This is a genomic window from Streptomyces sp. NPDC054887 (genome assembly GCF_053610585.1).
Genome location: NZ_JBSGYQ010000051.1, coordinates 1 through 21,531 on the forward strand (window position 1 = coordinate 1; position 21,531 = coordinate 21,531).

At 70.8% G+C, this 21,531-nt stretch carries 19 protein-coding genes; 3 read left to right on the forward strand and 16 right to left on the reverse strand.

From position 1 onward, the window contains the following. Positions 1–17: 17 nt before the first annotated feature. Both ACWGH0_RS25295 and fdxA read right to left on the reverse strand, forming a co-directional pair. On the reverse strand, positions 18–1,118 hold the full coding sequence (locus ACWGH0_RS25295; RefSeq protein WP_453406521.1) for a bifunctional succinyldiaminopimelate transaminase/glutamate-prephenate aminotransferase: 1,101 nt from the start codon (positions 1,116–1,118) through the stop codon (positions 18–20). Between the two features lie 109 nt (positions 1,119–1,227). Continuing rightward, a complete protein-coding gene (gene fdxA / locus ACWGH0_RS25300) occupies positions 1,228–1,548 on the reverse strand; it encodes a ferredoxin (protein ID WP_018089397.1) in 321 nt (106 codons plus the stop codon). 141 nt (positions 1,549–1,689) lie between these two features. Between fdxA and ACWGH0_RS25305 the strand changes: the two genes are divergently transcribed. Beyond that, positions 1,690–2,685 (forward strand): GNAT family N-acetyltransferase, encoded by a 996-nt coding sequence (locus tag ACWGH0_RS25305; protein WP_453406522.1) that lies wholly within the window; start codon positions 1,690–1,692, stop codon positions 2,683–2,685. A 17-nt stretch (positions 2,686–2,702) separates the two neighbouring features. Continuing rightward, positions 2,703–3,536: a transglutaminase family protein gene (locus ACWGH0_RS25310; protein ID WP_453406523.1), complete on the forward strand. Its 834-nt coding sequence runs from the start codon at positions 2,703–2,705 to the stop codon at positions 3,534–3,536. A gap of 129 nt (positions 3,537–3,665) precedes the next feature. Here ACWGH0_RS25310 and ACWGH0_RS25315 read toward each other — a convergent pair whose 3' ends face one another. From ACWGH0_RS25315 to ACWGH0_RS25330, 4 genes are all read right to left on the reverse strand, one after another. Then, positions 3,666–5,708, reverse strand: a complete 2,043-nt coding sequence (locus ACWGH0_RS25315; RefSeq protein WP_453406524.1) for a hypothetical protein — start codon at positions 5,706–5,708, stop codon at positions 3,666–3,668. A 168-nt stretch (positions 5,709–5,876) separates the two neighbouring features. Further along, the gene (locus ACWGH0_RS25320) at positions 5,877–6,245 is read right to left on the reverse strand and encodes a DUF6113 family protein (RefSeq protein ID WP_453406525.1); all 369 of its coding nucleotides are present in this window, start codon (positions 6,243–6,245) and stop codon (positions 5,877–5,879) included. Next, entirely contained in the window at positions 6,242–7,123 is an 882-nt protein-coding gene (gene mshB / locus ACWGH0_RS25325) for an N-acetyl-1-D-myo-inositol-2-amino-2-deoxy-alpha-D-glucopyranoside deacetylase (protein WP_453406526.1), read from the reverse strand. Before mshB ends, ACWGH0_RS25320 begins: the two co-directional genes overlap by 4 nt. 24 nt (positions 7,124–7,147) lie before the next feature. After that, a complete protein-coding gene (locus ACWGH0_RS25330; protein ID WP_138896464.1) occupies positions 7,148–7,342 on the reverse strand; it encodes a hypothetical protein in 195 nt (64 codons plus the stop codon). 167 nt (positions 7,343–7,509) lie between these two features. Here ACWGH0_RS25330 and ACWGH0_RS25335 point away from each other — a divergent pair, with 167 nt between their 5' ends. Continuing rightward, entirely contained in the window at positions 7,510–9,639 is a 2,130-nt protein-coding gene (locus tag ACWGH0_RS25335; RefSeq protein ID WP_453406527.1) for a prolyl oligopeptidase family serine peptidase, read from the forward strand. A 184-nt stretch (positions 9,640–9,823) separates the two neighbouring features. Here the strand turns inward: ACWGH0_RS25335 and ACWGH0_RS25340 are convergent, their stop codons facing one another. The 10 genes from ACWGH0_RS25340 to ACWGH0_RS25385 all read right to left on the reverse strand — a co-directional run bounded on the left by ACWGH0_RS25340 (position 9,824) and on the right by ACWGH0_RS25385 (position 21,482). Then, positions 9,824–10,867, reverse strand: a complete 1,044-nt coding sequence (locus tag ACWGH0_RS25340; protein WP_453406528.1) for an ABC transporter ATP-binding protein — start codon at positions 10,865–10,867, stop codon at positions 9,824–9,826. Then, a complete protein-coding gene (locus ACWGH0_RS25345; RefSeq protein WP_453406529.1) occupies positions 10,860–11,879 on the reverse strand; it encodes an ABC transporter ATP-binding protein in 1,020 nt (339 codons plus the stop codon). Before ACWGH0_RS25345 ends, ACWGH0_RS25340 begins: the two co-directional genes overlap by 8 nt. A 12-nt stretch (positions 11,880–11,891) precedes the next feature. Further along, positions 11,892–12,875 (reverse strand): ABC transporter permease, encoded by a 984-nt coding sequence (locus ACWGH0_RS25350; RefSeq protein WP_453406530.1) that lies wholly within the window; start codon positions 12,873–12,875, stop codon positions 11,892–11,894. Next, positions 12,868–13,791, reverse strand: coding sequence for an ABC transporter permease (locus ACWGH0_RS25355; protein ID WP_453406531.1), 924 nt, complete (start codon positions 13,789–13,791; stop codon positions 12,868–12,870). The genes ACWGH0_RS25350 and ACWGH0_RS25355 overlap by 8 nt, the downstream gene beginning before the upstream one ends. A gap of 41 nt (positions 13,792–13,832) precedes the next feature. Then, entirely contained in the window at positions 13,833–15,461 is a 1,629-nt protein-coding gene (locus ACWGH0_RS25360; RefSeq protein WP_453406532.1) for a peptide ABC transporter substrate-binding protein, read from the reverse strand. 185 nt (positions 15,462–15,646) lie between these two features. After that, a complete protein-coding gene (locus ACWGH0_RS25365; RefSeq protein WP_453406533.1) occupies positions 15,647–16,798 on the reverse strand; it encodes an ABC transporter ATP-binding protein in 1,152 nt (383 codons plus the stop codon). Continuing rightward, complete coding sequence (locus tag ACWGH0_RS25370; RefSeq protein ID WP_453406534.1) at positions 16,791–17,849, reverse strand: ABC transporter ATP-binding protein; 1,059 nt, start codon at positions 17,847–17,849, stop codon at positions 16,791–16,793. The genes ACWGH0_RS25365 and ACWGH0_RS25370 overlap by 8 nt, the downstream gene beginning before the upstream one ends. Before the next feature lie 15 nt (positions 17,850–17,864). Further along, positions 17,865–18,818 (reverse strand): ABC transporter permease, encoded by a 954-nt coding sequence (locus tag ACWGH0_RS25375; protein WP_453406535.1) that lies wholly within the window; start codon positions 18,816–18,818, stop codon positions 17,865–17,867. Next, on the reverse strand, positions 18,811–19,740 hold the full coding sequence (locus tag ACWGH0_RS25380; RefSeq protein WP_453406536.1) for an ABC transporter permease: 930 nt from the start codon (positions 19,738–19,740) through the stop codon (positions 18,811–18,813). The genes ACWGH0_RS25375 and ACWGH0_RS25380 overlap by 8 nt, the downstream gene beginning before the upstream one ends. 122 nt (positions 19,741–19,862) lie before the next feature. Then, positions 19,863–21,482 carry a peptide ABC transporter substrate-binding protein gene (locus ACWGH0_RS25385; RefSeq protein WP_453406537.1) on the reverse strand — a complete coding sequence of 540 codons (1,620 nt, stop codon included), beginning with the start codon at positions 21,480–21,482 and terminating at the stop codon, positions 19,863–19,865. Between the last annotated feature and the right edge of the window lie 49 nt (positions 21,483–21,531).

Below are 21,531 nucleotides of genomic sequence, written 5' to 3' on the forward strand. Positions count from 1 at the left end.
TTCGCGTACGGGGAAGGTCAGCCGCCGAGGCGCTTGACCGCCGCCTCGACCCGCTCGTCGGTGGCCGTGAACGCCACCCGCACGAAACGGTCCCCGGCGGGCCCGTAGAAGTCGCCCGGAGCCGCGAGGATGCCCAGCTGCGCGAGGTGGGCCACCGTCTCCCAGCAGGGCTCGTCACGCGTCGCCCACAGGTACAGGCTCGCCTCGCTGTGCTCGATCCGGAAGCCGTGCGCCTCCAGCGCGCCGCGCAGCGCCGCCCGCCGGGCCGCGTACCGCTCCCGCTGCTCCGCCACGTGCGTGTCGTCGCCGAGCGCCGCGACCGTCGCCGCCTGGACCGGCGCCGGCGTCATCATGCCGCCGTGCTTGCGGATCTGGAGCAGATCGCCGAGGACGCCCGCGTCGCCCGCGAGGAACGCGGCGCGGTAGCCGGCCAGGTTGGACCGCTTCGAGAGGGAGTGGACCGCGACGAGGCCCTCGTACGTACCGCCGCAAACGTCGGGGTGCAGCACGGAGACGGGCTCGGCCTCCCAGCCCAGCTCCAGGTAGCACTCGTCGCTGAAGACCAGCACGCCGTGCTCGCGCGCCCACGCCACGATCCGGATCAGCTCGTCCTTGGCCAGCACGCGCCCGGTCGGGTTGGAGGGCGAGTTGAGCCAGAGCAGCTTGACGCGGCCGGGGTCGAGGTCGGCGACCGGGTCGTCGTACACGACCGGCTCGGCGCGGGCCAGCCGGGCGCCCACCTCGTACGTCGGGTAGGCGAGGCGGGGGTACGCCACCTGGTCGCCCGGGCCGAGTCCGAGCTGCGTCGGCAGCCAGGCCACCAGCTCCTTCGAGCCGACGACGGGCAGCACGTTGACGTGCGCCACGTCGCGGGCCCCGAGGCGCCGCTCCACCCACCCGGTGAGCGCGTCCCGCAGCGCGGCCGTGCCCCACACCGTCGGATAGCCCGGGGAGTCCGCCGCCGCGACGAGGGCCCGCCGGATCAGCTCGGGGACCGGGTCGACGGGGGTGCCGACGGACAGGTCCACGATGCCGTCCGGGTGGGCGGCCGCCGTCGCCTTGTACGGCTCCAGCTTGTCCCAGGGGAAGGTGGGCAGGCGGTCAGTGACTGCGGACACGGTGGGTCGCTCTCTCGGCTCGTACTGCTCGGCTCTGGCTCGGGAAACGCCTCGGTCCCGTACGGCGGGAAGGCCGTACGGGACCGGGGCGGCGCACTTGCCTCGCCGCTTACTGGTTCTGCGGCGGGAGCGCTGCGATGAAGGGGTGGTCGCGCTCGATCAGGCCGAGCTTGGAGGCACCACCGGGCGAGCCGAGCTCGTCGAAGAACTCGACGTTCGCCTTGTAGTAGTCCTTCCACTCCTCCGGGGTGTCGTCCTCGTAGAAGATGGCCTCGACCGGGCAGACCGGCTCACAGGCACCACAGTCGACGCATTCGTCCGGGTGGATGTACAAGGACCGGGAGCCCTCGTAGATGCAGTCGACCGGGCACTCCTCGATGCACGCCTTGTCCTTGACGTCGACACAAGGCTGCGCGATGACGTAGGTCACGCTGTCGTTCCTCCTCGATAGGGCGCGGCGGGCCGATCTGCGGCTCCGTCCACGTGGCGCGCGGGAGCGCGGCGTCGTCGATGCCCGCCTCTAGTATCTCCGTTCCCGGGCACGATCCGAACAGGAGGGGCGGACAGAGCTGTGGAATTCACTACCGGCGGACGACTCGAGGTCCGTATTTCGCCTGACGACGTGGGCAAACGTGTATCAGTCAGGCGCGTCGGCGAGGCGAGTGAGCCGGGGGCGAAGTTCACTGACACGGTTGGTGTTCTCACATCCTGGGACAACGGGGTGCTGTCGATCACACGCAGGAACGGCGAGTCGGTCCGCATCGCGCAGTCCACGCTGGTCGCGGGCAAGGTCGTGCCCGCCGCTCCGGCCCGCAGGCGCGGTCCCGCCGCGACCTTCGAGGAGCTCGCGCGGGTGTGCGCCCGCGCCTGGGAGCCCGTCGAGAGCGAGCCGCTCGGCGAGTGGCGGCTGCGCGCCGCCGGCGGCTTCACCCGGCGCGCCAACTCGGTGCTGCCGCTCGGAGATCCCGCGATGCCCCTCGGCGCGGCGCTGGAGCGCGTACGCGAGTGGTACGCCGCCCGGGGCCTTCCCGCGTACGTCCAGGTCGCCACCGGCGCGGAGGGCACGCAGGAACCCCTCGCGGCCGAACTGGAGCGCCTCGGGTGGTCCCTGGAGGTCACGGCGCAGGTACGGATCGCCGCGCTCGCCCCGATCGGGGACCTGGACGCGGACGTGTCGCGGGTCGATCTCACCCGGACGTGCGACACGGCGTGGCTCGCGCGGTACCAGCGGTTCGAGGAGCCGGGCCCGCACGTGGTGCGGGTCCTGGAGAGCGGCCCCTCCGTGTGGTTCGCGTCCGTCCCGGGTGCGGCCGGGACTCCGGCGGCCATCGGGCGGTGCGTCGTGGACGGCCGGTGGGCCGGGTTCATGGCGGTCGAGGTCGACCCGGCGCAGCGGCGGCAGGGTCTGGCGAGCGCCGTGATGACGGCACTGGCGCGGCGGGCGCTGGACGAGGGCGCGTCGGCCGCGTGGCTCCAGGTCGAGGCCGACAACGAGGGCGCGCGGGCCCTGTACGACGGCATGGGCTTCGCGACCCACCACAGCTACCACCACTTCCGACCGGCGTAGGGCGGTACGAGACGCGTATGGGACGACCCACCGAAGCCGAACGCCGCCGGCGGTTCGCCGACGAGGCCCGCTCGGAGCGTCCGGACCTCGCGCTGCTGTGCCTGCTGGTGGGCGCGGAGGCGGACCCCTCGCTCGACGAGGCGGGGATGGACGCGGCCGAGATCGAACTCGACCGGCTGGCGGGTCTCCTGCCGTTCCGCCCGGGCGGGGCGCGGGGGTGGGCGTCCGCCGTGGCCGAGGTGCTGGGGGCGCGGTGCGGGTTCGGCGGGACGCCCGCCGACTACCAGCGGCTGGAGTCCTCGCTGCTGCACGAGGTGCTGCGGCGGCGGCGCGGGCTGCCGATCCTGCTGTCGGTCGTGTGGATCGAGGTGGCGCGGCGGGCGGGGGCCCCGGTGTACGGGGTCGCCCTGCCGGGGCACTTCGTGGTCGGCTTCGGCGGCCTGGACGAGCAGGTGCTGGCCGACCCCTTCGACGGCGGGCGGCTGCTGACGGGCGCGGACGCGGAGCTGCTGGTGGCCGGGGCGACGGGGGAACCGCTCGACCCGTCGATGCTGCTGCCGGCGGACCCGCTGGAGATCGTGCTGCGGATCCTGAACAACATCAGGGCGTGGGCGTCGGCCCGCCCCGAGCGCGCGGACGTGCAGCTGTGGGCGGTGGAGCTGTCCCTCCTGCTGCCGTCGCACGCGGCCCGCCTGCGGTACGACCGGGCGCAACTGCTGGTGCAGCGCGGCGACTTCCTCGGCGGGGCGGCGGAGCTGGAGGCGTACGCCGATGTCGTGGAGGCGGTGGACCCGGCGACGGCACAGACGGTCCGCCACCGGGCGCGGGCGGCGCGGGCCCGGTTGAACTAGGGGCGCCCGCGCAGGGTTCCGGCAGCCTCCGGGCGCGCCCGTACCGCGTCGGGGGGTGCTCGCGTCACGGCCGCGTACGGGCCCCGCAACCCCGCGCGGAGGAGGCGCGGGGTGCGGTACGCCCGAGGATCAGCTCGGGTCGAGGCTGATCTCCTGCACGCGCTCCGCCGGGGTCTTGCCCAGGAGCGCGGTGCGCATGGCGAAGGCCACGTCGTCCGCGGTGACGGGGTGCTTCTTGCCGTCGCCCTTGGTGATCTGGACGCCGTCGAACACGCCCTCCAGCAGCTGCTCGATCGCGGGCTTGTCGTAGACCTCCACCAGGCGGCCGTCGATCGGCTTCATGGAGAGGATCTTCGGCAGCGACCGGGCCGGGCCGAACTGGATCTGCTTGCCGCCCGCCTTGATGGTGATCAGGCCGGACATCGCGGGCTGCGCGAACTCCTTCATGGCCCGGTCCAGTTCGGCCTTGTCGATCGACGGTTCCTTGGTGGTGACGGGCAGCTCCACCGAGTTCGGCTTGCCGGTCTCCACCTGGGCGCGGTAGGCGTCCCTGACGCGGACCATCGAGCGGGCGACGTCGAGCTGCTTGCCCGCCTTGCCCGGTACGGCGACGGCCTTGCCCGGCACGAACTTGATCGTGCCCTCGCTGGCGGACCCCGAGGTGCCCGCCAGATCGGCCAGGGCGACGCTCAGCTTCTCCTCGTCGACCGGGATCACCGGCTCGGCGACGCGCTCGCCGCCGAAGAGCGAACCGATCACCGAGACGGGGTTGTAGTCGCTGCCCGCCGCGCCGCGCACGGTCGCCTGGCTGTCCAGGGTGAGGCCCGCGTTGGACGGCGGAAGCTGCGTCGCCCTGCCGTCGACGGTGAGCCGCAGCGGGGTGGCGGCGCGCTTGCCGAGGGCGGCTTCGAGCTTGCCGACCGCCTCCTCCTTCGTGCCGCCGCCGATGTCGACGCCGAGGACCGTGGTGCCCTTCGGTACGTCGGAGTGGTTCATCAGCAGACCCGCGCCGTAGGCCACGCCCGCCGCGACCGCCACGCCCACGGCCAGCAGGACCAGCTTCGAGCGGCCCTTCTTGGCGGGTGCGGAGGAGGCCGAGGGGGGCGGCGCGGTGCGCGTCGGCGCTGCCGGGGCCGCCGGTTCGCCCGGGAGGGGGGCGTCCGGGCCGAAGCGGGCGTCGCCCTGCGGCGGGGCGAACGGCGAGTGCCGGTCGGCCGGCTGGACCACGGGGATGCCGCTGGTCAGCGTGTCACCGGAGACGTTGCCGCCCGCCGGGGGGCCGGCGGCGGGGTTCTGCGGGGTCAGCACGGCCGTGTCGTCGCTCATGCGCGGCGGGCCCGGGACCGGGGGCACGGCGGGGCCGGTGGGACGTACGCCGCCGCCGGGGGCCGTACCGGGGCCGCCGAACGGCGAGTCGCCCATCGCCGGGCCGCCGATCGAGGGGCCGGGGAACGTTCCGCTGCCGGTGGCCGGGCCGGTGGTCGGGCCCGAGGGCCCCACGGGTCCGAGCGGACCGGAGGGGCCGACCGGGCCGGGGCCGCCGGCGGCCGGGGCGCCCGTGGCCCCGCCGGGGCTGCGGCGGGGCAGGGGCGCGGGGGCGCTCTGCCGCTGCGGCTCCTCCGGCGTGAAGTACGGAAGGTCGGAACGCTGTCCGGCGCCCTGGTCGGACGCGGGCGCGGCGGGCGCGGCGGGGGCCGCCGGGGCGGCCGGGGCGGACGCGGGCTTGCGCGGCGCGAACCAGTCGCTGGCCGGCGGCTTGTCCTCACCGGAGCCGGACGCGGAGCCGGGGCCCGCGGCCGGAGCGCCGGCGGCGGGCTCGTCGTGGGACGCGGTCGTCTCCCGGGCCGGCTCGGGCGGGCGCGGCGTGCTGCCGGTGCGCTCGCCGTTGGCGGGCGAGGACGGCGGCTCGACGTCGCCCATGGGCGTGCGCATGACGACCGGCGGGATGGGCCGCGATCCGGGGATGTTGATCCGGATGCGCGTGGTCAGCGTGGTCTCGGTCCTGGGCTCGTCCGGTTCCGCCTGTCCGGTGGCCTCCGCACCGTCCGGACCGTCCTGCCCGGGGTGCGACGACGGATACTGGCGGGATCCGTACGGCGGCGTGCCCGAGGGGTACGCGGCTCCGCCACGCCCCTGGGGGCCGGAGGACGAACTGTCAGTTTCACGACTCAAGGCAGGTTCTCCCGGTTAGCTCCGCTCGCCCGCTCTTACCTGGTACTGCGGGCGGCTCGGCGGCGCGCACCACCATACTGGCCGCCGCCGTCAGGTGCCCCGCGCCCTGGGACGCCGGGCTTCCGACGGCCGTGCGTGCGCGACGGATTCACACACTCAAGTGGTACGTCATTTGCCAAGTCGGGCGCTCACCGCGCCCTGTTGCGGCAGCCGCAGCATCGTGGCGCAGATCACAGCGACGGCCATCCCGCCCAACATGTACGCGTAAGAGACGGAACTGCCCCCGATGAGCAGGTCGCCCTCGGGCCGGCTGACGGTCAGCAGGACGATGGCCACGAGCCATCCGGCGGCGGCCGCGCCGACGCCGGACCTGGTGCCCGTGGCCAGCATGCCGCCGTAGAAGAGGCCCGCCGCGGCGAGCAGGGCCAGCAGCAGGCCGCCGGGGAACCACGCCGCGTGGACGAGGACGCCCGCCGCGCCCGTGAGGGCGCCCAGCACGAGGAGCAGGAGGTAGGCGCCGATGCGGGCCGGGGTCATGACGTCACTCCCGCGAAGAGGTCGGTCTCGCGGCCGCCGACGGGGCGCTCGCCGCGTACCAGTTCGTAGTACTCCGTGGTCAGGACGGGCTGCGCGAGGTTGTTGGAGAGCGCGAAGAAGTCGCCCTCCAGGGCGATCTGGGTGGCGTGGGCGCGCATCGCGGCCGTCTTGGCGGCGGCGTACGGGGTGCCGTCGATCTCGGTGGTGACCACCGCCTCGTCGACCACTCCGGGAACGTCGTCCACGGCGGCCGTGCCGGGGAAGCCGACCCCGGCCGCGCGCAGGCGGGCGAAGCCGTCCTCCGCGTAGCCGCGCGGGACCCGGTTCCAGTAGACCTTGGCGATGGTGTGCGGTGCGCCGAGGTCCGGGCGGAAGGCGGGGTCGGCCGCCAGGTCGGCGGCGCGCATGGCGACGCGGTGGGCCTGGATGTGGTCCGGGTGGCCGTAGCCGCCGTCCGGGTCGTAGGTGACGAGGACCTGCGGGCGTACGGAACGGATCACCTCGACGAGGTACGCCGCGGCCTCGTCCACCGGAGCGGCCCAGAAGGCGCCCTCGCGCTCGTTCTGCGGGGCGCCCATCATCCCGGAGTCGCGGAACCGGCCGGGACCGCCGAGGAAGCGGTGGTCGGTGACCCCCAGTTCCCTCATCGCGGCGGCCAGTTCGGCGACGCGGTGGGCGCCGAGGGTGTCGTCGCGGTCGGCGGCCAGGTGCGCGAGGGCGGGCGGGATGACCTCGCCCTCCTCGCCGAGGGTGCAGGTCACCAGGGTGACCCCGGCGCCCTCGGCGGCGTACTTGGCCATGGTGGCGCCGTTGTTGATCGACTCGTCGTCGGGGTGCGCGTGCACCAGAAGCAGACGACGGGCTGGGTGGTCCGTCATGGGGACCACCCTACGAGGCCGCGCTCAGAACTTGATGCCCCCGATCATCCCGGCCACGTTCGTGGTCAGTTCGTTGATCGTCGGAGCGATGGACGAGCTGGCGAGGTAGAAGCCGAGCAGCACGCAGACCACCGCGTGTCCGGCTTTGAGACCCGATTTCCGGACCATCAGGATGACGATGATCGCCAACAGCACTACCGCCGAAATCGAGAGTGCCACGGCGGTTCACCTCCACTTAATCGGGTCGAAACGGGCATGCGGACATTCGCCAGCAGGTTCATACCCACCAAGCGCTACGGATCATAACTATCCGTGCGTTCGCATTGTCTGGTGCACGGCAGCACGAGGGGCGCATGGAGTTGCCACAGGGCGGTAGCTTCGGGCATATGACGTCGAATCAGCTCTCCTTTCCCCGGCAGCACGCGAGGACGCAGCGCTTCAGCCTGGGAGCGCCACGCGCGTTCACCGTGTCGCCGGACGGGGCACGTGTGGTGTTCCTCAGGTCTTCGTCCGGCACCGACCGCGCGAACCGGCTGTGGGTACTCGACCTGGAGGGGGGCGCGCGGGAGCGCGTCGCGGCCGATCCCGGGGAGCTGCTCGGCGGCGCCGCCGAGCGGCTGTCGGCGCAGGAGAGGGCGCGGCGCGAGCGGAGCCGGGAGGGCTCGGCCGGGATCGTCGGCTACGCCGTGGACGCGGCCGTCGAACTGGCGGCGTTCGCGCTGTCCGGGCGGCTGTTCGCGGCCGAGCTGCGGGCTGGCACCGCGCGCGAGCTGCCGGCGGCGGGACCGGTCCTCGATCCGCGCCCCTCGCCGGACGGGCGGCACGTCGCGTACGTGGCGTCGGGCGCCCTGCGGGTGATCGGCGCCGAGGGCGAGGGCGACCGGGCGCTCGCCGAGCCGGAGGACGAGAACACGACGTACGGCCTCGCGGAGTTCGTCGCGGCGGAGGAGATGGGCCGCTCACGCGGATTCTGGTGGTCGCCGGAGTCGGACCGGCTGCTGGTCGCCCGCGTGGACGACGCGGCCGTGGCGCGGTGGTGGATCTCGGATCCGGCCCATCCGCACAGTGAGCCCGCGCGGGTCGCCTACCCGGCGGCGGGGACGCCCAACGCACAGGTGCGGCTGTTCCTGTACGGGCTGGAGGCGGGGGCGGAGCGCACCGAGGTGGTGTGGGACCGCGCCCGGCATCCGTACCTGGCGCGGGTCCACTGGTCGGCGTCGGGCGCTCCGCTGCTGCTGGTGCAGTCGCGGGACCAGCGCGGGCAGCTGTACCTGGCGGTCGATCCGGCGACCGGCACGACACGGACCGTGCACGCGGACGAGGACGCGGTGTGGCTGGAACTTTTCGACGGTGTGCCGGTCTGGGCGCCGGACGGGCGGCTCGTGCGGATCGCCGACGAGGGCGGGGCGCGGGTGCTGGCGGTCGGTGACCGCGCGCTGACCGGGCCGCAGTTGCAGGTACGGGCGGTGCTGGACGTCTCGGACGACGATGTGCTGGTCAGCGCGTCGGCCGGGGCGGAGGCGGCTGATCCGGAGACGGGCGAGGTGCACGTCTACCGGGTGAACGAGCTGGGGGTCGAGCGGCTTTCGGAGGGCGCCGGGGTGCATTCCGCGGTGCGCTCGGGCGGCGTGACCGTACTGGCTTCGGCGCGTCCGGAAAGCGCCGGCACGGTGGTGCGGGTGGTGCGCGGCGGCAGGCGTGAGGTGGTGGTGGAGTCGTACGCCGAGGAGCCCGTGCTGCGGGCGCGCGTGCGGCTCCTGGAGGGGGGCGCGCGGCGGATTCCGTGCGCCGTCCTGCTCCCCGCGGACTACGCGGAAGGCGACGGTCCGCTGCCGGTGCTGATGGACCCGTACGGAGGACCCCACGCGCGGCGGGTCGTCGCCGCGCACAACGCGTACCTCACGTCTCAGTGGTTCGCCGACCAGGGCTTCGCGGTGGTCGTCGCCGACGGGCGGGGGACGCCCGGCCACTCCCCGGGCTGGGAGAAGGCGGTCAGGGACGCGTTCACGCTGACGCTGGACGACCAGGTGGAGGCGCTGCACGCGCTGGCGGCGGACTTCCCGCTGGACCTCGACCGGGTGGCGATCCGCGGCTGGTCGTACGGCGGCTACCTGGCGGCGCTCGCGGTGCTGCGCCGGCCCGACGTCTTCCATGCCGGGATCGCGGGGGCGCCCGTCACCGACTGGCGGCTGTACGACACGCACTACACCGAGCGCTACCTCGGGGACCCGGGCGAGCAGCCGCAGGTGTACGCCGCGAACTCGCTCGTCACCGACGACGGACTGTCGCAGCCGGCCGGCACGCACCGGCCGCTGATGATCGTCCACGGGCTCGCGGACGACAACGTGGTGATGGCGCACACCCTGCGGCTGTCGTCGGCACTGCTGGCCGCCGGACGCCCGCACGAGGTCCTGCCGCTGTCCGGGGTGACGCACATGACGCCGCAGGAGCAGGTGGCGGAGAACCTGCTGCTGCTCCAGGTGGACTTCCTGCGCAGATCGCTGGGGATGAAGTAGGCCCCCGGGGCCTCGCCCGGGCGGCCGGGAGCCCCCGGGGCGGGGCGCCCGGCCGGGGGCGACATGGCGGCGCCCCCGGCCGGGCAACGGCACCCGCACGGCCGTACGCTGTCCAGCATGGCGCGTCCGCATATCGGAACCGCTACGGCCAAGTTGCCCGCGTGTTAACGCTCTTGACGACCGCTCACCCCTCGCGGCCGAGTTCCGCCGCGACCACGTGCTTCTCCTCCGCGAAGTGACACGCCGAGTCGTGCGCCGCGGGCGAGTCCCGGCCCCGGAACGCCGCCGGGACCGCCAGCAGCGGCACCTCCAGGGCGCACCGCTCGCGCGCCTTCCAGCACCGGGTGCGGAAGCGGCAGCCGGAGGGGATGTTCGCGGGCGACGGGACGTCCCCGGACAGCAGGATGCGCTCCCGGTGCTCGCGCGCCGTCGGGTCCGGCACCGGCACGGCCGAGAGCAGCGCCTGGGTGTACGGGTGCGTGGGGTGGTCGTAGATCTCGGCGTCCTTGCCGGTCTCGACGATCCGGCCCAGGTACATCACGCCCACCCGGTCGGAGATGTGCCGCACGATCGACAGGTCGTGGGCGATGAAGACGTAGCTCAGGCCGAACTCGCTCTGGAGCTTGTCCAGCAGGTTGACGACCTGCGCCTGCACGGACACGTCGAGCGCCGACACCGGCTCGTCCGCCACGATGATCTCCGGCCGGAGCGCAAGGCCGCGCGCGATCCCGATGCGCTGGCGCTGCCCACCCGAGAACTGGTGCGGGTAGCGGTTGACGTACTCCGGATTGAGTCCGACCACGTCGAGGAGGTCCTGGACCTTCTGCCGCCGGCTGCCCCTGGGCGCCACCTCGGGGTGGATCTCGTACGGCTCACCGATGATGTCGCCCACCGTCATACGGGGGTTGAGCGAGGTGTACGGGTCCTGGAACACCATCTGGATGTTGCGGCGCACCGCCTTGAGCGCGCGCCCGGACAGCTTCGTGACGTCCTCGCCCTTGTAGCGGATCACCCCGGCCGTGGGCCGCTCCAGGTGGACCAGCATCCTGGCGAGCGTCGACTTGCCGCAGCCCGACTCCCCCACGACGCCGAGCGTCTCGCCCGCCGCCAGATCCAGGTCGACGCCGTCGACCGCCCTGACCGCGCCGACCTGCTTCCTGAAGACGACGCCCCGGGTGAGCGGGTAGTGCTTGTGCAGTCCGCGGACCTCCAGGATCGCCTCAGCCATGGAGCGCCTCCTGCCAGAAGTGGCACGCGCTGCCCCGGCCGTCCGGCACGTCGTACAGCGGCGGCACGTCCGTGCGGCACACGTCGCGGGCCAGCGGGCAGCGCGGGTGGAAGGCGCAGCCGGGCGGGATGTGGGAGAGGTTCGGCGGCAGGCCCTTGATCGCGTACAGCTCCCGGCCCTTCTGGTCGAGGCGCGGGATCGAGGCGAGCAGGCCCTTGGTGTACGGGTGGGCCGGCGCCTTGTAGATGTCGTGCACCGGGGCGCTCTCGACGATCCGCCCCGCGTACATCACGGCGATCCTGTCGGCGACGTCCGCGACGACTCCCAGGTCGTGGGTGATGAGGACGAGCCCCATGGCGAGTTCGCGCTGCAACTCCGCCAGCAGGTCCATGACCTGCGCCTGTACGGTCACGTCGAGCGCCGTGGTCGGCTCGTCCGCGATGATCAGCGAGGGTTCGAGGGCCAGCGCCATGGCGATCATGATGCGCTGGCGCATGCCGCCGGAGAACTGGTGCGGGTACTGCCCGACCCGCTCGCGGGCCGCCGGGATGCGCACCCGGTCCATCAGCTCGACGGCCCTGGTCCTGGCGTCCTTCCTGGACATGCCCCGGTGGACGACGAACATCTCGCCCAGTTGCTCGCCCACGCTGAGGACGGGGTTGAGCGAGGACAGCGCGTCCTGGAAGATCATGGCCATTTCCCGCCCCCTGACCTTCCGGCGCTCGTCCTCCTTGAGCTTCAGCAGGTCGCGGCCCCGGAAGACGATCTCACCGCCCGCGATCCGGCCCGGCGGCATGTCGAGGATGCCCATGACGGCCTGCGCGGTGACGGACTTGCCCGAGCCGGACTCCCCCAGGACGGCGAGCGTCTCGCCCTCGGCGACGGAGCAGGTGACGCCGTTGACGGCCTTGGCGACCCCGTCGCGCGTACGGAACTCCACGTGCAGGTCGCGCACTTCGAGCAGCGCGGGGGGCGGTGCGGGCCGAAGGGGTGTGGCGGGTGTGGCCGTCATCGGGAGGGCTCCTCAGCGCAGCTTCGGGTCGAGGGCGTCGCGCACCGCGTCGCCGAGCATGATGAACGCGAGCACCGTGACCGCGAGCGCGCCCGCCGGCCAGAGCAGCATGTGCGGGGCGTTGCGGACGTACGGCGAGGCGGCGGACAGGTCGATGCCCCAGGACACGGTGGGCGGTTTCAGGCCGACGCCCAGGTACGAGAGGGTCGCCTCCAGCGAGATGTACGTGCCGAGCGCGATGGTCGCGACGACGATGACGGGGGCGACGGCGTTGGGCGTGACGTGCCGCAGCAGCATCCGGGTGTTGCTCGCGCCGAGCGCCCGCGCCGCCTGCACGTAGTCGTTCTGCTTGGCGGTGATGACCGAGCCGCGCGCGATGCGGGCGATCTGCGGCCACCCGAGCAGGACGATGAACCCGATCACCGGCCAGACGGTGGTGCTGGTGACGACGGACAGGAAGACGAGGCCGCCGAGGACGACCGGGATGCCGAAGAAGACGTCGGTGATCCGGGACAGCAGCGCGTCCCAGGCGCCGCCGAAGAAGCCGGCGAGGCCGCCGAGGACGCTGCCGAGCAGGGCGACACCGAGGGTGGCGCAGACGCCGACGGTCACGGAGGTCCTGGCTCCGTAGACCGTGCGCGTGTAGACGTCGCAGCCCTGGCCGTCGAAGCCGAAGGGGTGGCCGGGCCCGGAGCCTTCCTGGGCCCTGGCGAGGTCGCACTGGAGCGGGTTGCCGCTCGCGATGAGGGACGGCCAGAGCGAGATGACGACGAGGAAGGCGATGACGAGGCCGGAGACGACGAAGACGGGGTTGCGGCGCAGGTCGCGCCAGGCGTCGGACCACAGGCTGCGCGGCTTGCCTGCGGGGCCGGCGCCCCGCGGCCCGCCGTCGGGCCGCTTCTCCAGCGTCCCGCCCTCGTCCATGGCGAGGTCCGCACCGCCACCGGCTCCGGCCGCCGAGATCACCGCGTCGGATTCGAAGTGCGGCTCAGGCATAGCGGATCCTCGGGTCGAGTACGGCGTACAGCATGTCGACGAGCAGGTTCGCCAGCAGGAAGACGAGCACCAGGACCGTCACGAACCCGACGACGGTCTGGGAGCTCTGCCGCAGGATGCCCTGGTAGAGCTGGTAGCCGACGCCGTGGATGTTGAAGATCCGCTCGGTGACGATCGCGCCGCCCATCAGCGCGCCCACGTCCGTGCCGATGAAGGTGACGACGGGGATCAGCGAGTTGCGCAGCAGGTGGCGGGAGACCACCCGCCGTCTGGGCAGGCCCTTCGCGACGGCGGTGCGGACGTAGTCGGCGCGGGAGTTCTCGGCGACGGACGTCCTGGTGAGGCGGGTGACGTACGCCAGGGAGACGGAGGCCAGGACGAGGCCCGGGATCAGGAGCTCGTCGAGGGTGGCCTCGGAGGACACGGCCGGCTTGATGACGCCCCACTTCACGCCGAGCAGCAGTTGGAGCAGCAGACCGGTGACGAAGGTCGGGATCGAGATGACGACGAGGGTCATCAGGAGTACGCCGGTGTCCACGGGGCGGCCCCGGCGCAGGCCGGTGAGCACGCCCAGGGTGATGCCGATGACGATCTCGAAGACGATGGCGACGACGGTCAGCCGGATGGTGACGGGGAACGCGCTCGCCATCAGCTCGGTGACCTTCTGCCCGTTGAATGCGGTCCCGAAGTCGCCGCTGAAGACGTTGCCCATGTACGTCGCGTACTGCTGCCACACGGGCTTGTCGAGGCCGAACTCCGCGCGCAGCCGGGCGGCCGTCGCGGGGTCGCACTCGCGGTCGCCGCAGAGGCCGGCGACGGGGTCCCCCATGACGTTGACCATCAGGAAGATGAGCAGGGTGGCGCCGAAGAAGACCGGGATCATCTGCAGCAGACGCCGGATCACATAACGTCCCATGGTGGGCTCCTCAGAAGGGGGCGCCTACTCCCGGCCCGGTGTCAGTCGACCGTGATCTCGTTGTAGACGGGGACGCTGAAGGGGTTGAGGGCCACGTTGGAGATCCGGTCGGAGTAGCCGGCGCTGCCGTTCTGGTACCAGAGCGGGATGGCGGCCATCTGGTCGCGCGCGACCTTCTCGGCCTCCTTGAACTTCTCGACGGCCTTCACGGGGTCGGACTCGGCGTTGGCCTCGTCGACGAGACCGTCGAACTTCTCGTTGGACCACTTGCCGTCGTTGGACGAGGCGTTGGTGTAGTACAGCGGCTGGAGGAAGTTCTGGACCAGCGGGTAGTCCATCTGCCAGCCGGCCCGGAAGGGGCCCGTCATCTTGCGGTCGGTGATCTGGCTGCGGAAGTCGGCGAAGGTGCCGACGGGGTTGCCCGTGCACGCCCGGTCGTTGCCCAGCGCGTTGTTGATGCTGTTGCAGACGGCGTCGACCCATTCGCGGTGGGATCCGGTGTCCGCGTTGAAGGTGATCTTGAGGGTGCCGCCGGGGATGCCGCCGCCCTCGGCGACCAGCTTCTTCGCCTCGGCGGGCTTGTACGCGCACGCGTCGCCGCACAGCGTGTCGTCGAAGCCGCCGTCCGCCTTGAGGACGGGGGACGTCCAGTCCCTGGCGGGGGTGCGGGTCTTCCGGAAGATCGTGTCGGTGATCTGCTGCCGGTTGATGGCCATGGACAGGCCCTTGCGGACCTTCTCCATGCCGTCGGCGTTCCACCGGTCGTCGTAGTACGGGAAGGCGAGGGTCTGGATGATGCCGGCCGGGGCGTTGATGTACCGGTCGCCCAGGTCGGCCCGGACGTTCTTGAGCTGGGAGGCCGGCACGTCGTCGACGAGGTCGAGGTTGCCCGCGGTGAGGGCGGTGTAGGCGGTGTTGTTGTCGGTGAACACCTGGAGGTCCACACCGCCGTTGCGGGCCTTGTCGGGGCCGGGGTACTCCTCCCACTTGCGCATGGTCATCTGGGAGCCCTTGGCGTACGACTCGACGGTGTACGGGCCGTTGCCGACGGGCTTGGCGATCCAGGCGTCGTGGTCGTCGAAGAACGCCCTGGGGAGCGGGGCGAAGGCGGCGTAACCGAGGGTCTCCGGCCAGGTGGAGAACTTCTGGGTGAGCTTGACGGTGAAGGTCCGCGCGTCCTTGACCCGTAGGCCGGAGAGGGTTTCGGCGGTGGCTTCCCCCTTCTCGGGGTGGACCTTGTCGTAGCCCTCGATGTAACCGAAGAAGTAGGCGTTGCGCTGGTTGTTCTTCAGGTGGGCGCCGTAGTTCCAGGCGTCCACGAAGGACTTGGCGGTGACCTTCTCGCCGTTGCTGAACGTCCAGCCGTCCTTGACGGTGACGGTGAAGGTCCGCGCGTCCGTGGTCTCGATCTTCTCGGCGAGCATGTCCCTGGCCTCGCCGGTCTTCGGGTCGTACCGCTTGAGACCGCGGAAGAGCATGTCCAGGACTTTGCCGCCCTGCACCTCGTTGGTGTTCGCCGGCTCCAGCGGGTTCGCCGGATCGCCCCAGGACGAACGCACCACCCCCGACGCGCCGCTGCCGCCGCCGCTGTCACCACCGCCGCATGCCGTCGCCGCGAGGGCGACGGCAACGGCACAGGCCGTCCACTGGGCGAGCGCGGCTCCGCGCATGGAGTCCCTCCTCGGGTCTACAGGTCTCACGTAGCACCCATACCACCGCAGAGCCCCGCATACCGCACGTCAACGGGACCCGTTCGCGCGCCGGGCCCGACCAGGTGTTCCCGCGCACCCGGACAGCCGAAAGCGCCCCGGACCAAGCGGTCCGGGGCGCCCTCGTGGACGTACGACGTGGAGTACTACGCCGCGTGCACGACGTCCTTCTCCTCGGCGAAGTGGCACGCCGACTCGTGCGCGGCCGGGGTTTCCGAGGACTTGAAGCGCTCGGGGACCGCCAGCAGCGGCACCTCCTCCGCGCACTTGTCCTGCGCCTTCCAGCAGCGCGTACGGAACCGGCAGCCGGACGGCGGGTTCGCCGGCGAGGGGACGTCACCGGTGAGGATGATCCGCTCGCGGCCCTCACGGGCCTCCGGGTCGGGCACGGGGACCGCCGACAGCAGCGCCTGGGTGTAGGGGTGCGTCGGGTGGTCGTAGATCTGCGTGTCCGTGCCGATCTCGGCCATCTTGCCGAGGTACATGACGCCGACGCGGTCCGAGATGTGCCGGACGATCGACAGGTCGTGCGCGATGAAGAGGTAGGACAGGTTGAACTCGTCCTGGAGCTTCTCCATCAGGTTGATGACCTGCGCCTGGACGGACACGTCCAGCGCCGACACCGGCTCGTCGCAGATGATGATCTCCGGCTGGAGCGCGAGGCCGCGGGCGATGCCGATGCGCTGGCGCTGGCCGCCGGAGAACTGGTGCGGGTACCGGTTGATGTACTCCGGGTTCAGGCCCACGACGTCCAGGAGCTCCTGCACCTTGCGGCGCCGGTCGCCCTTGGGCGCGACCTCCGGGTGGATGTCGTACGGCTCACCGATGATGTCGCCCACCGTCATACGGGGGTTGAGCGACGTGTACGGGTCCTGGAACACCATCTGGATGTTGCGGCGGACGGCCTTCAGCGCGCGCCCGGACAGCTTGGTGATGTCCTGGCCCTTGTAGAAGACCTCGCCGGCCGTGGCCGTCTCCAGCGTCATCAGGAGCTTCGCGACCGTGGACTTGCCACAGCCGGACTCGCCCACGATGCCGAGCGTCTCGCCCTGGTACAGGTCGAAGGAGATCCCGTCGACGGCCTTGACCGCGCCGATCTGCTTCTTGAACAGGATGCCCTGGGTCAGCGGGAAGTGCTTGACCAGGTTGCGCACCTGGAGGATCGGCTCCCCCCGCTCGACCGGAGCCTCGATCGCCGCCACCGCCTCCTGGGTGGTGGAGGCGTCGACGGTCTCGACCGCGGTGACGTTGGGGGTCGCGTCCACGGCAGCCTCGTCGTTCTTCTTCAGCTCAGCCATGGATCTGCTCCTTCCAGAAGTGGCACGCACTGTGGCGGCCCGGCAGCTCGCCGCCGTCCCGCTCGGTCACCGACAGCAGGGCCGGGACGTCCGTGCGGCAGATGTCCTGCGCCTTGGGGCAGCGCGGGTTGAACGCGCAGCCCGACGGGATCTTCAGCAGGTTGGGCGGCAGACCCTTGATCGCGTAGAGCTCCTGGCCCTTCTGGTCCAGGCGCGGGATCGAGTCCAGCAGACCACGGGTGTACGGGTGCGCGGGGCGCTTGTACAGCTCGTGGACGGGGGCGGTCTCGACGATCCGGCCCGCGTACATGACCGCGATCTTGTCCGCGACGTCGGCGACGACGCCGAGGTCGTGGGTGATCAAAATCAGGCCCATGTTGTACTCGCGCTGGAGCTCCGCGAGCAGGTCCATGACCTGGGCCTGCACGGTCACGTCGAGGGCCGTGGTGGGCTCGTCCGCGATGATCAGGTCCGGCTCCAGGGCCAGCGCCATCGCGATCATGATGCGCTGGCGCATACCGCCGGAGAACTGGTGCGGGTAGTCGTTGACCCGCTCCTTCGCCGCCGGGATGCGCACGCGGTCCATCAGCTCGATGGCCTTGGCCTTGGCGTCCTTCTTGGACAGGCCCTGGTGGACGCGGAACATCTCCGCGAGCTGGTAGCCCACGGTGAGTACGGGGTTCAGCGACGACAGCGCGTCCTGGAAGATCATGGCGATCTTCTGGCCGCGGATCTTGCGCCGCTCCTCGTACCCCATGGTCAGCATGTCCTCGCCGCGGAAGAGGATCTCTCCCTGCGGGATGCGGCCGGGCGGCATGTCGAGGATGCCCATGATGGCCTGCGCCGTCACGGACTTGCCCGAACCCGACTCGCCGAGGACGGCGAGCGTCTCGCCGGCGCTGACGCTGTAGTTGACGCCGTTGACGGCCTTGACGACGCCGTCGCGGGTCTTGAACTCCACGTGCAGGTCACGGACGTCGAGCAGCGGTGCGCCGTTCTCCGTCGAACCTCGGGGGGCGGGAACATCCGCCGTCTTGTCGATGATGGTCATGTACGTACGCCTCCCTCAGCGCAGCTTGGGGTCGAGGGCGTTGCGTACCGCATCGCCGAGCATGATGAAGGCCAGGACCGTGATGGAGACGAAGACCGACGGCACGGTCAGCACGTACGGCGCGTTGCGCAGCTGGTCCGCACCCGCCGAGATGTCGACACCCCACGAGACGGTCGGCTCGGCGAGACCGATGCCCAGGAAGGACAGCGTGGCCTCGGCCGAGATGTAACCGCCCAGCGCGATGGTGGCGACGACGATCACGGGCGCGGCGGCATTGGGCATGATGTGGCGGAGCAGGATGCGGCTCGTGGAGGCCCCGAGCGCCTTGGCCGCCACGACGTAGTCGGCCTGCTTGATGGTGATCACCGAGCCGCGGGCGACACGGGCGATCTGGGTCCAGCCGAGGAAGGCCAGCGCGAAGATCACGACCCAGGTGTCACGGACCTCGAAGGAGGTCAGCACCACCATCGCGCCGAGGATGAAGGGAACGCCGAAGAAGACGTCGGTGATCCGGGAGAGGATCGTGTCGAGCCAACCGCCGAAGTAACCGGCGAGCATGCCGATGATCCCGCCGAAAACGGTGACGAGCAGTGTGACCACGACACCGACGGCGATCGAAGCGCGGGCGCCGTAGATGACACGCGCGTAGATCGAACGCCCCTGGACGTCGTAACCGAACCAGTCGTCGGCGAAGACGTGGCTCCAGTTCGGGTGCTGCAGGTAGTGCTTGGCCAGGTCCGCGTGGCGCGGGTCGGCGCTGGTGAACAGACCGGGGAAGAAGGTCATGACCAGCAGCACGACGATCAGGAACGCGGAAACCACGAACAGCGGGTTGCGCCGCAGTTCGTGCCAGGCGTCCGACCAGAGGCTGCGCGGCTTCTCGGCCTTGGAAGCGTTCGCGGCCTTGGCCTGGGCGTCGACGGCGTCCAGCGCCTCGTCCTTGACGGTGGCTTCGAGTGCGTCAGGCATAACGGATCCTCGGGTCCAGGACCGCGTAGAGCAGGTCGACGAGCAGGCTGGCGACGAGATAGACCACGACGATGAGCGTGACGATGCCCACGACCGTGGAGCCCTCGCGCGACTTCAGCGCCCCGAAGACGGCGTTGCCGACGCCCTGGACGTTGAAGATGCCCTCCGTGACGACTGCTCCGCCCATGAGGGCGCCGATGTCGGTACCGAGGAAGGTGACCACCGGGATCAGGGAGTTGCGCATGAGGTGGACGCCCACGATGCGGCGGCGGGGCAGACCCTTCGCCACCGCCGTGCGCATGTAGTCGGAGCGGAGGTTCTCCGCGACCGAGGTACGCGTGAGGCGTGCGACGTACGCGAGGGACAGCGAGCCGAGGACCGCCGCCGGCAGCAGCAACTCGCTGGAGTCCGCCACCGCGCTGACGTTCGGCTCGACCCAGCCGAGCTGGTGGGCGAAGAAGTACTGGGCGAGGAAGCCGAGTACGAAGGACGGGACGGAGATCAGCAGCAGCGTCAGCAGCAGCAGTCCGCGGTCCCTGAGGGTGTCGGCCTTCAGACCGGCGAACACGCCCATGGAGATGCCGACGATCGCGGTGAAGGCGAAGGCGAACAGGGCCAGTCGGATCGTGATCGGGAATGCGTCCGAGATGATGTCGGCGACGGGCCGGCCGCTGGCGATCTGCGTACCGAAGTCGCCCTGGAACAGGTTGCCCAGGTAGTTCGCGTACTGGTGCCAGAGGGGGAGATCGAGCCCGAGGTCCTTCTTCATCTGTGCGATCTGCGCCGGGTCAACGGTCTGTTCGCCGGCGAGCGCGCGCACGGGATCGCCGGGCAGCGCGTACATCATGGCGAAGACGAGCAAGGTTGACCCGATGAAGACCGGGATCATCTGGAGCAGTCGCCGCGCGACATAACGCCCCATGTTTGCCTCCGTGTGGATAACTGCGGCACGGGGGCCGCTCCCTTTTGGTCAGGGAGCGGCCCCCGGGCCTACCGCCAATGCGGTGGCGGGTAATGGCCGAGTGGGGTTGGCCCGCAGGCTGGTTACTTGGTGACGGTCACGCCGGTGATCTCGAAGTCACCGTGGAAGTCGACCTTCACGTTGTCGACCGCCTTCGAGTGGCCACCGTTGATGCGGTACTGCCACAGCGGGATGGCCGGCATCTTGTCCAGCAGCATCTTCTCGGCCTCCTGGTAGAGCTTCACGCTCTCTTCCAGGGACTTGGCGTTGTCGCCCTTCTTGAACGCGGCGTCGATCTTCTTGTCGGAGAATCGACCGTTGTTCGCCTCGGCGGTGGTGCCGTACAGCTCGCGCATGAAGTTGACGTTCACCGGGTAGTCCGCCACCCAGCCGCCGCGGTAGAAGCCCTTGACCTGGTCGTTGTCACGGGCTTCCAGGTCGGTCTGGAAGTCGGGCTTGGCGTCCGGCACGCAGTCGACGCCCGTGGCGTTGCGGATCGACTCGCAGACGGCCGTGATCCACTCCTTGTGGCCACCGTCGGCGTTGTACTGGATCGTCATCTTGTTGCCGGGGACGCCGCCGCCCTCGGTGACGAGCTTCTTGGCCTTGGCCGGGTCGAACTTGAACACGTCGGTGTCCAGGACCTGGTTGCCCTCGACGCCCTTCGGCGTGAAGCTCGTGGCCGGCGTACGGGTGCCGTTGAGCACCGTCTTGGTGATCGTCTCGCGGTCGATCGCCATCGACAGACCCTGCAGGACCTTCGGGTCGATGTCCTTGAAGGTCTTGCTGTAGAACGCCGGGACGAGCGACTGGATGGCCGCGTACTCCTGGTCGATCGCGCGGTCGCCGAGGTCCTTCTTGTACTTCGGCAGGTCACGCGGGCCGACCTGACGGATCATGTCCAGGTTGCCGGAGAGGAGGTCCTGGTACGCGGCCTCGACGGTCGCGTAGTTCTTGAACAGGACACCCTTGTTCTGGGCCTTGTTCGGACCCTGGTAGTCCGGGTTGGCCTTGACCTGGATGAGCTTCTTGTGGTCCCACTTCTCGAAGGTGTAGGGGCCGTTGCCGATGGGCTTCTGGCCGAACGCCTTCGGGTCGGCGTAGAACGCCTTGGGCAGCGGGGCCCAGGTCGTGTAGCCGAGCTTGTAGTTGAAGTACGGAACCGGCTTCGTCAGCTCGATCGTGAACGTGGTGTCGTCCACGGCCTTCAGGCCGGACATCTTGTCGGCCTTGGGCTCACCCTTGGCCGGGTGGACGTCCTCGTAGCCCTTGATGTCCTCGAACCAGAACGCGTTCTGCTGCTTGTTCTTGGTGTTGGCGTACCAGTTCCAGGCGTTGATGTACGACTCGGAAGTGACGGCCTCGCCGTTGTGGAACTTCCAGCCCTTCTTGAGCTTGACCGTCCACGTCTTCGAGTCCTTGGTCTCGACCGACTCGGCGTTCGTGTAGACGATCTCGCCGTTGGCGTCGAAGTCGAGCAGCTGCGTGAACAGCGACTGGATGACGTAGCTGCCGAGCGACTCGTTCGTGTCGGCCGGAATCAGCGGCTTCTGCGGCTCGCCGACGTCGATCGAGACATAGCCTGCCGGCTTGCCCTTTTCCTTGGCCTCGGTGTCGCCGCTGTCCGAGCCACCGCACGCCGTTGCCGACAGAGCCACGACTATCGCACCTGCGACCCACTTGGCGCTCTTGGCACCGCGCATGGGTTCCTCCTCATGAGTCCACTGATCACTACAAGAGGGGTACGCAGAC

What these genes read in the sequence shown, in the direction of transcription:
- ACWGH0_RS25310 (WP_453406523.1), top strand. Translation starts at nt 2,703, where the DNA reads ATGGGACGACCCACCGAAGCCGAACGCCGCCGGCGGTTCGCCGACGAG.
- ACWGH0_RS25320 (WP_453406525.1), bottom strand. Translation starts at nt 6,245, where the DNA reads ATGACCCCGGCCCGCATCGGCGCCTACCTCCTGCTCCTCGTGCTGGGC.
- mshB (WP_453406526.1), bottom strand. Translation starts at nt 7,123, where the DNA reads ATGACGGACCACCCAGCCCGTCGTCTGCTTCTGGTGCACGCGCACCCC.
- ACWGH0_RS25335 (WP_453406527.1), top strand. Translation starts at nt 7,510, where the DNA reads ATGACGTCGAATCAGCTCTCCTTTCCCCGGCAGCACGCGAGGACGCAG.
- ACWGH0_RS25340 (WP_453406528.1), bottom strand. Translation starts at nt 10,867, where the DNA reads ATGGCTGAGGCGATCCTGGAGGTCCGCGGACTGCACAAGCACTACCCG.
- ACWGH0_RS25345 (WP_453406529.1), bottom strand. Translation starts at nt 11,879, where the DNA reads ATGACGGCCACACCCGCCACACCCCTTCGGCCCGCACCGCCCCCCGCG.
- ACWGH0_RS25350 (WP_453406530.1), bottom strand. Translation starts at nt 12,875, where the DNA reads ATGCCTGAGCCGCACTTCGAATCCGACGCGGTGATCTCGGCGGCCGGA.
- ACWGH0_RS25355 (WP_453406531.1), bottom strand. Translation starts at nt 13,791, where the DNA reads ATGGGACGTTATGTGATCCGGCGTCTGCTGCAGATGATCCCGGTCTTC.
- ACWGH0_RS25360 (WP_453406532.1), bottom strand. Translation starts at nt 15,461, where the DNA reads ATGCGCGGAGCCGCGCTCGCCCAGTGGACGGCCTGTGCCGTTGCCGTC.
- ACWGH0_RS25365 (WP_453406533.1), bottom strand. Translation starts at nt 16,798, where the DNA reads ATGGCTGAGCTGAAGAAGAACGACGAGGCTGCCGTGGACGCGACCCCC.
- ACWGH0_RS25370 (WP_453406534.1), bottom strand. Translation starts at nt 17,849, where the DNA reads ATGACCATCATCGACAAGACGGCGGATGTTCCCGCCCCCCGAGGTTCG.
- ACWGH0_RS25375 (WP_453406535.1), bottom strand. Translation starts at nt 18,818, where the DNA reads ATGCCTGACGCACTCGAAGCCACCGTCAAGGACGAGGCGCTGGACGCC.
- ACWGH0_RS25380 (WP_453406536.1), bottom strand. Translation starts at nt 19,740, where the DNA reads ATGGGGCGTTATGTCGCGCGGCGACTGCTCCAGATGATCCCGGTCTTC.
- ACWGH0_RS25385 (WP_453406537.1), bottom strand. Translation starts at nt 21,482, where the DNA reads ATGCGCGGTGCCAAGAGCGCCAAGTGGGTCGCAGGTGCGATAGTCGTG.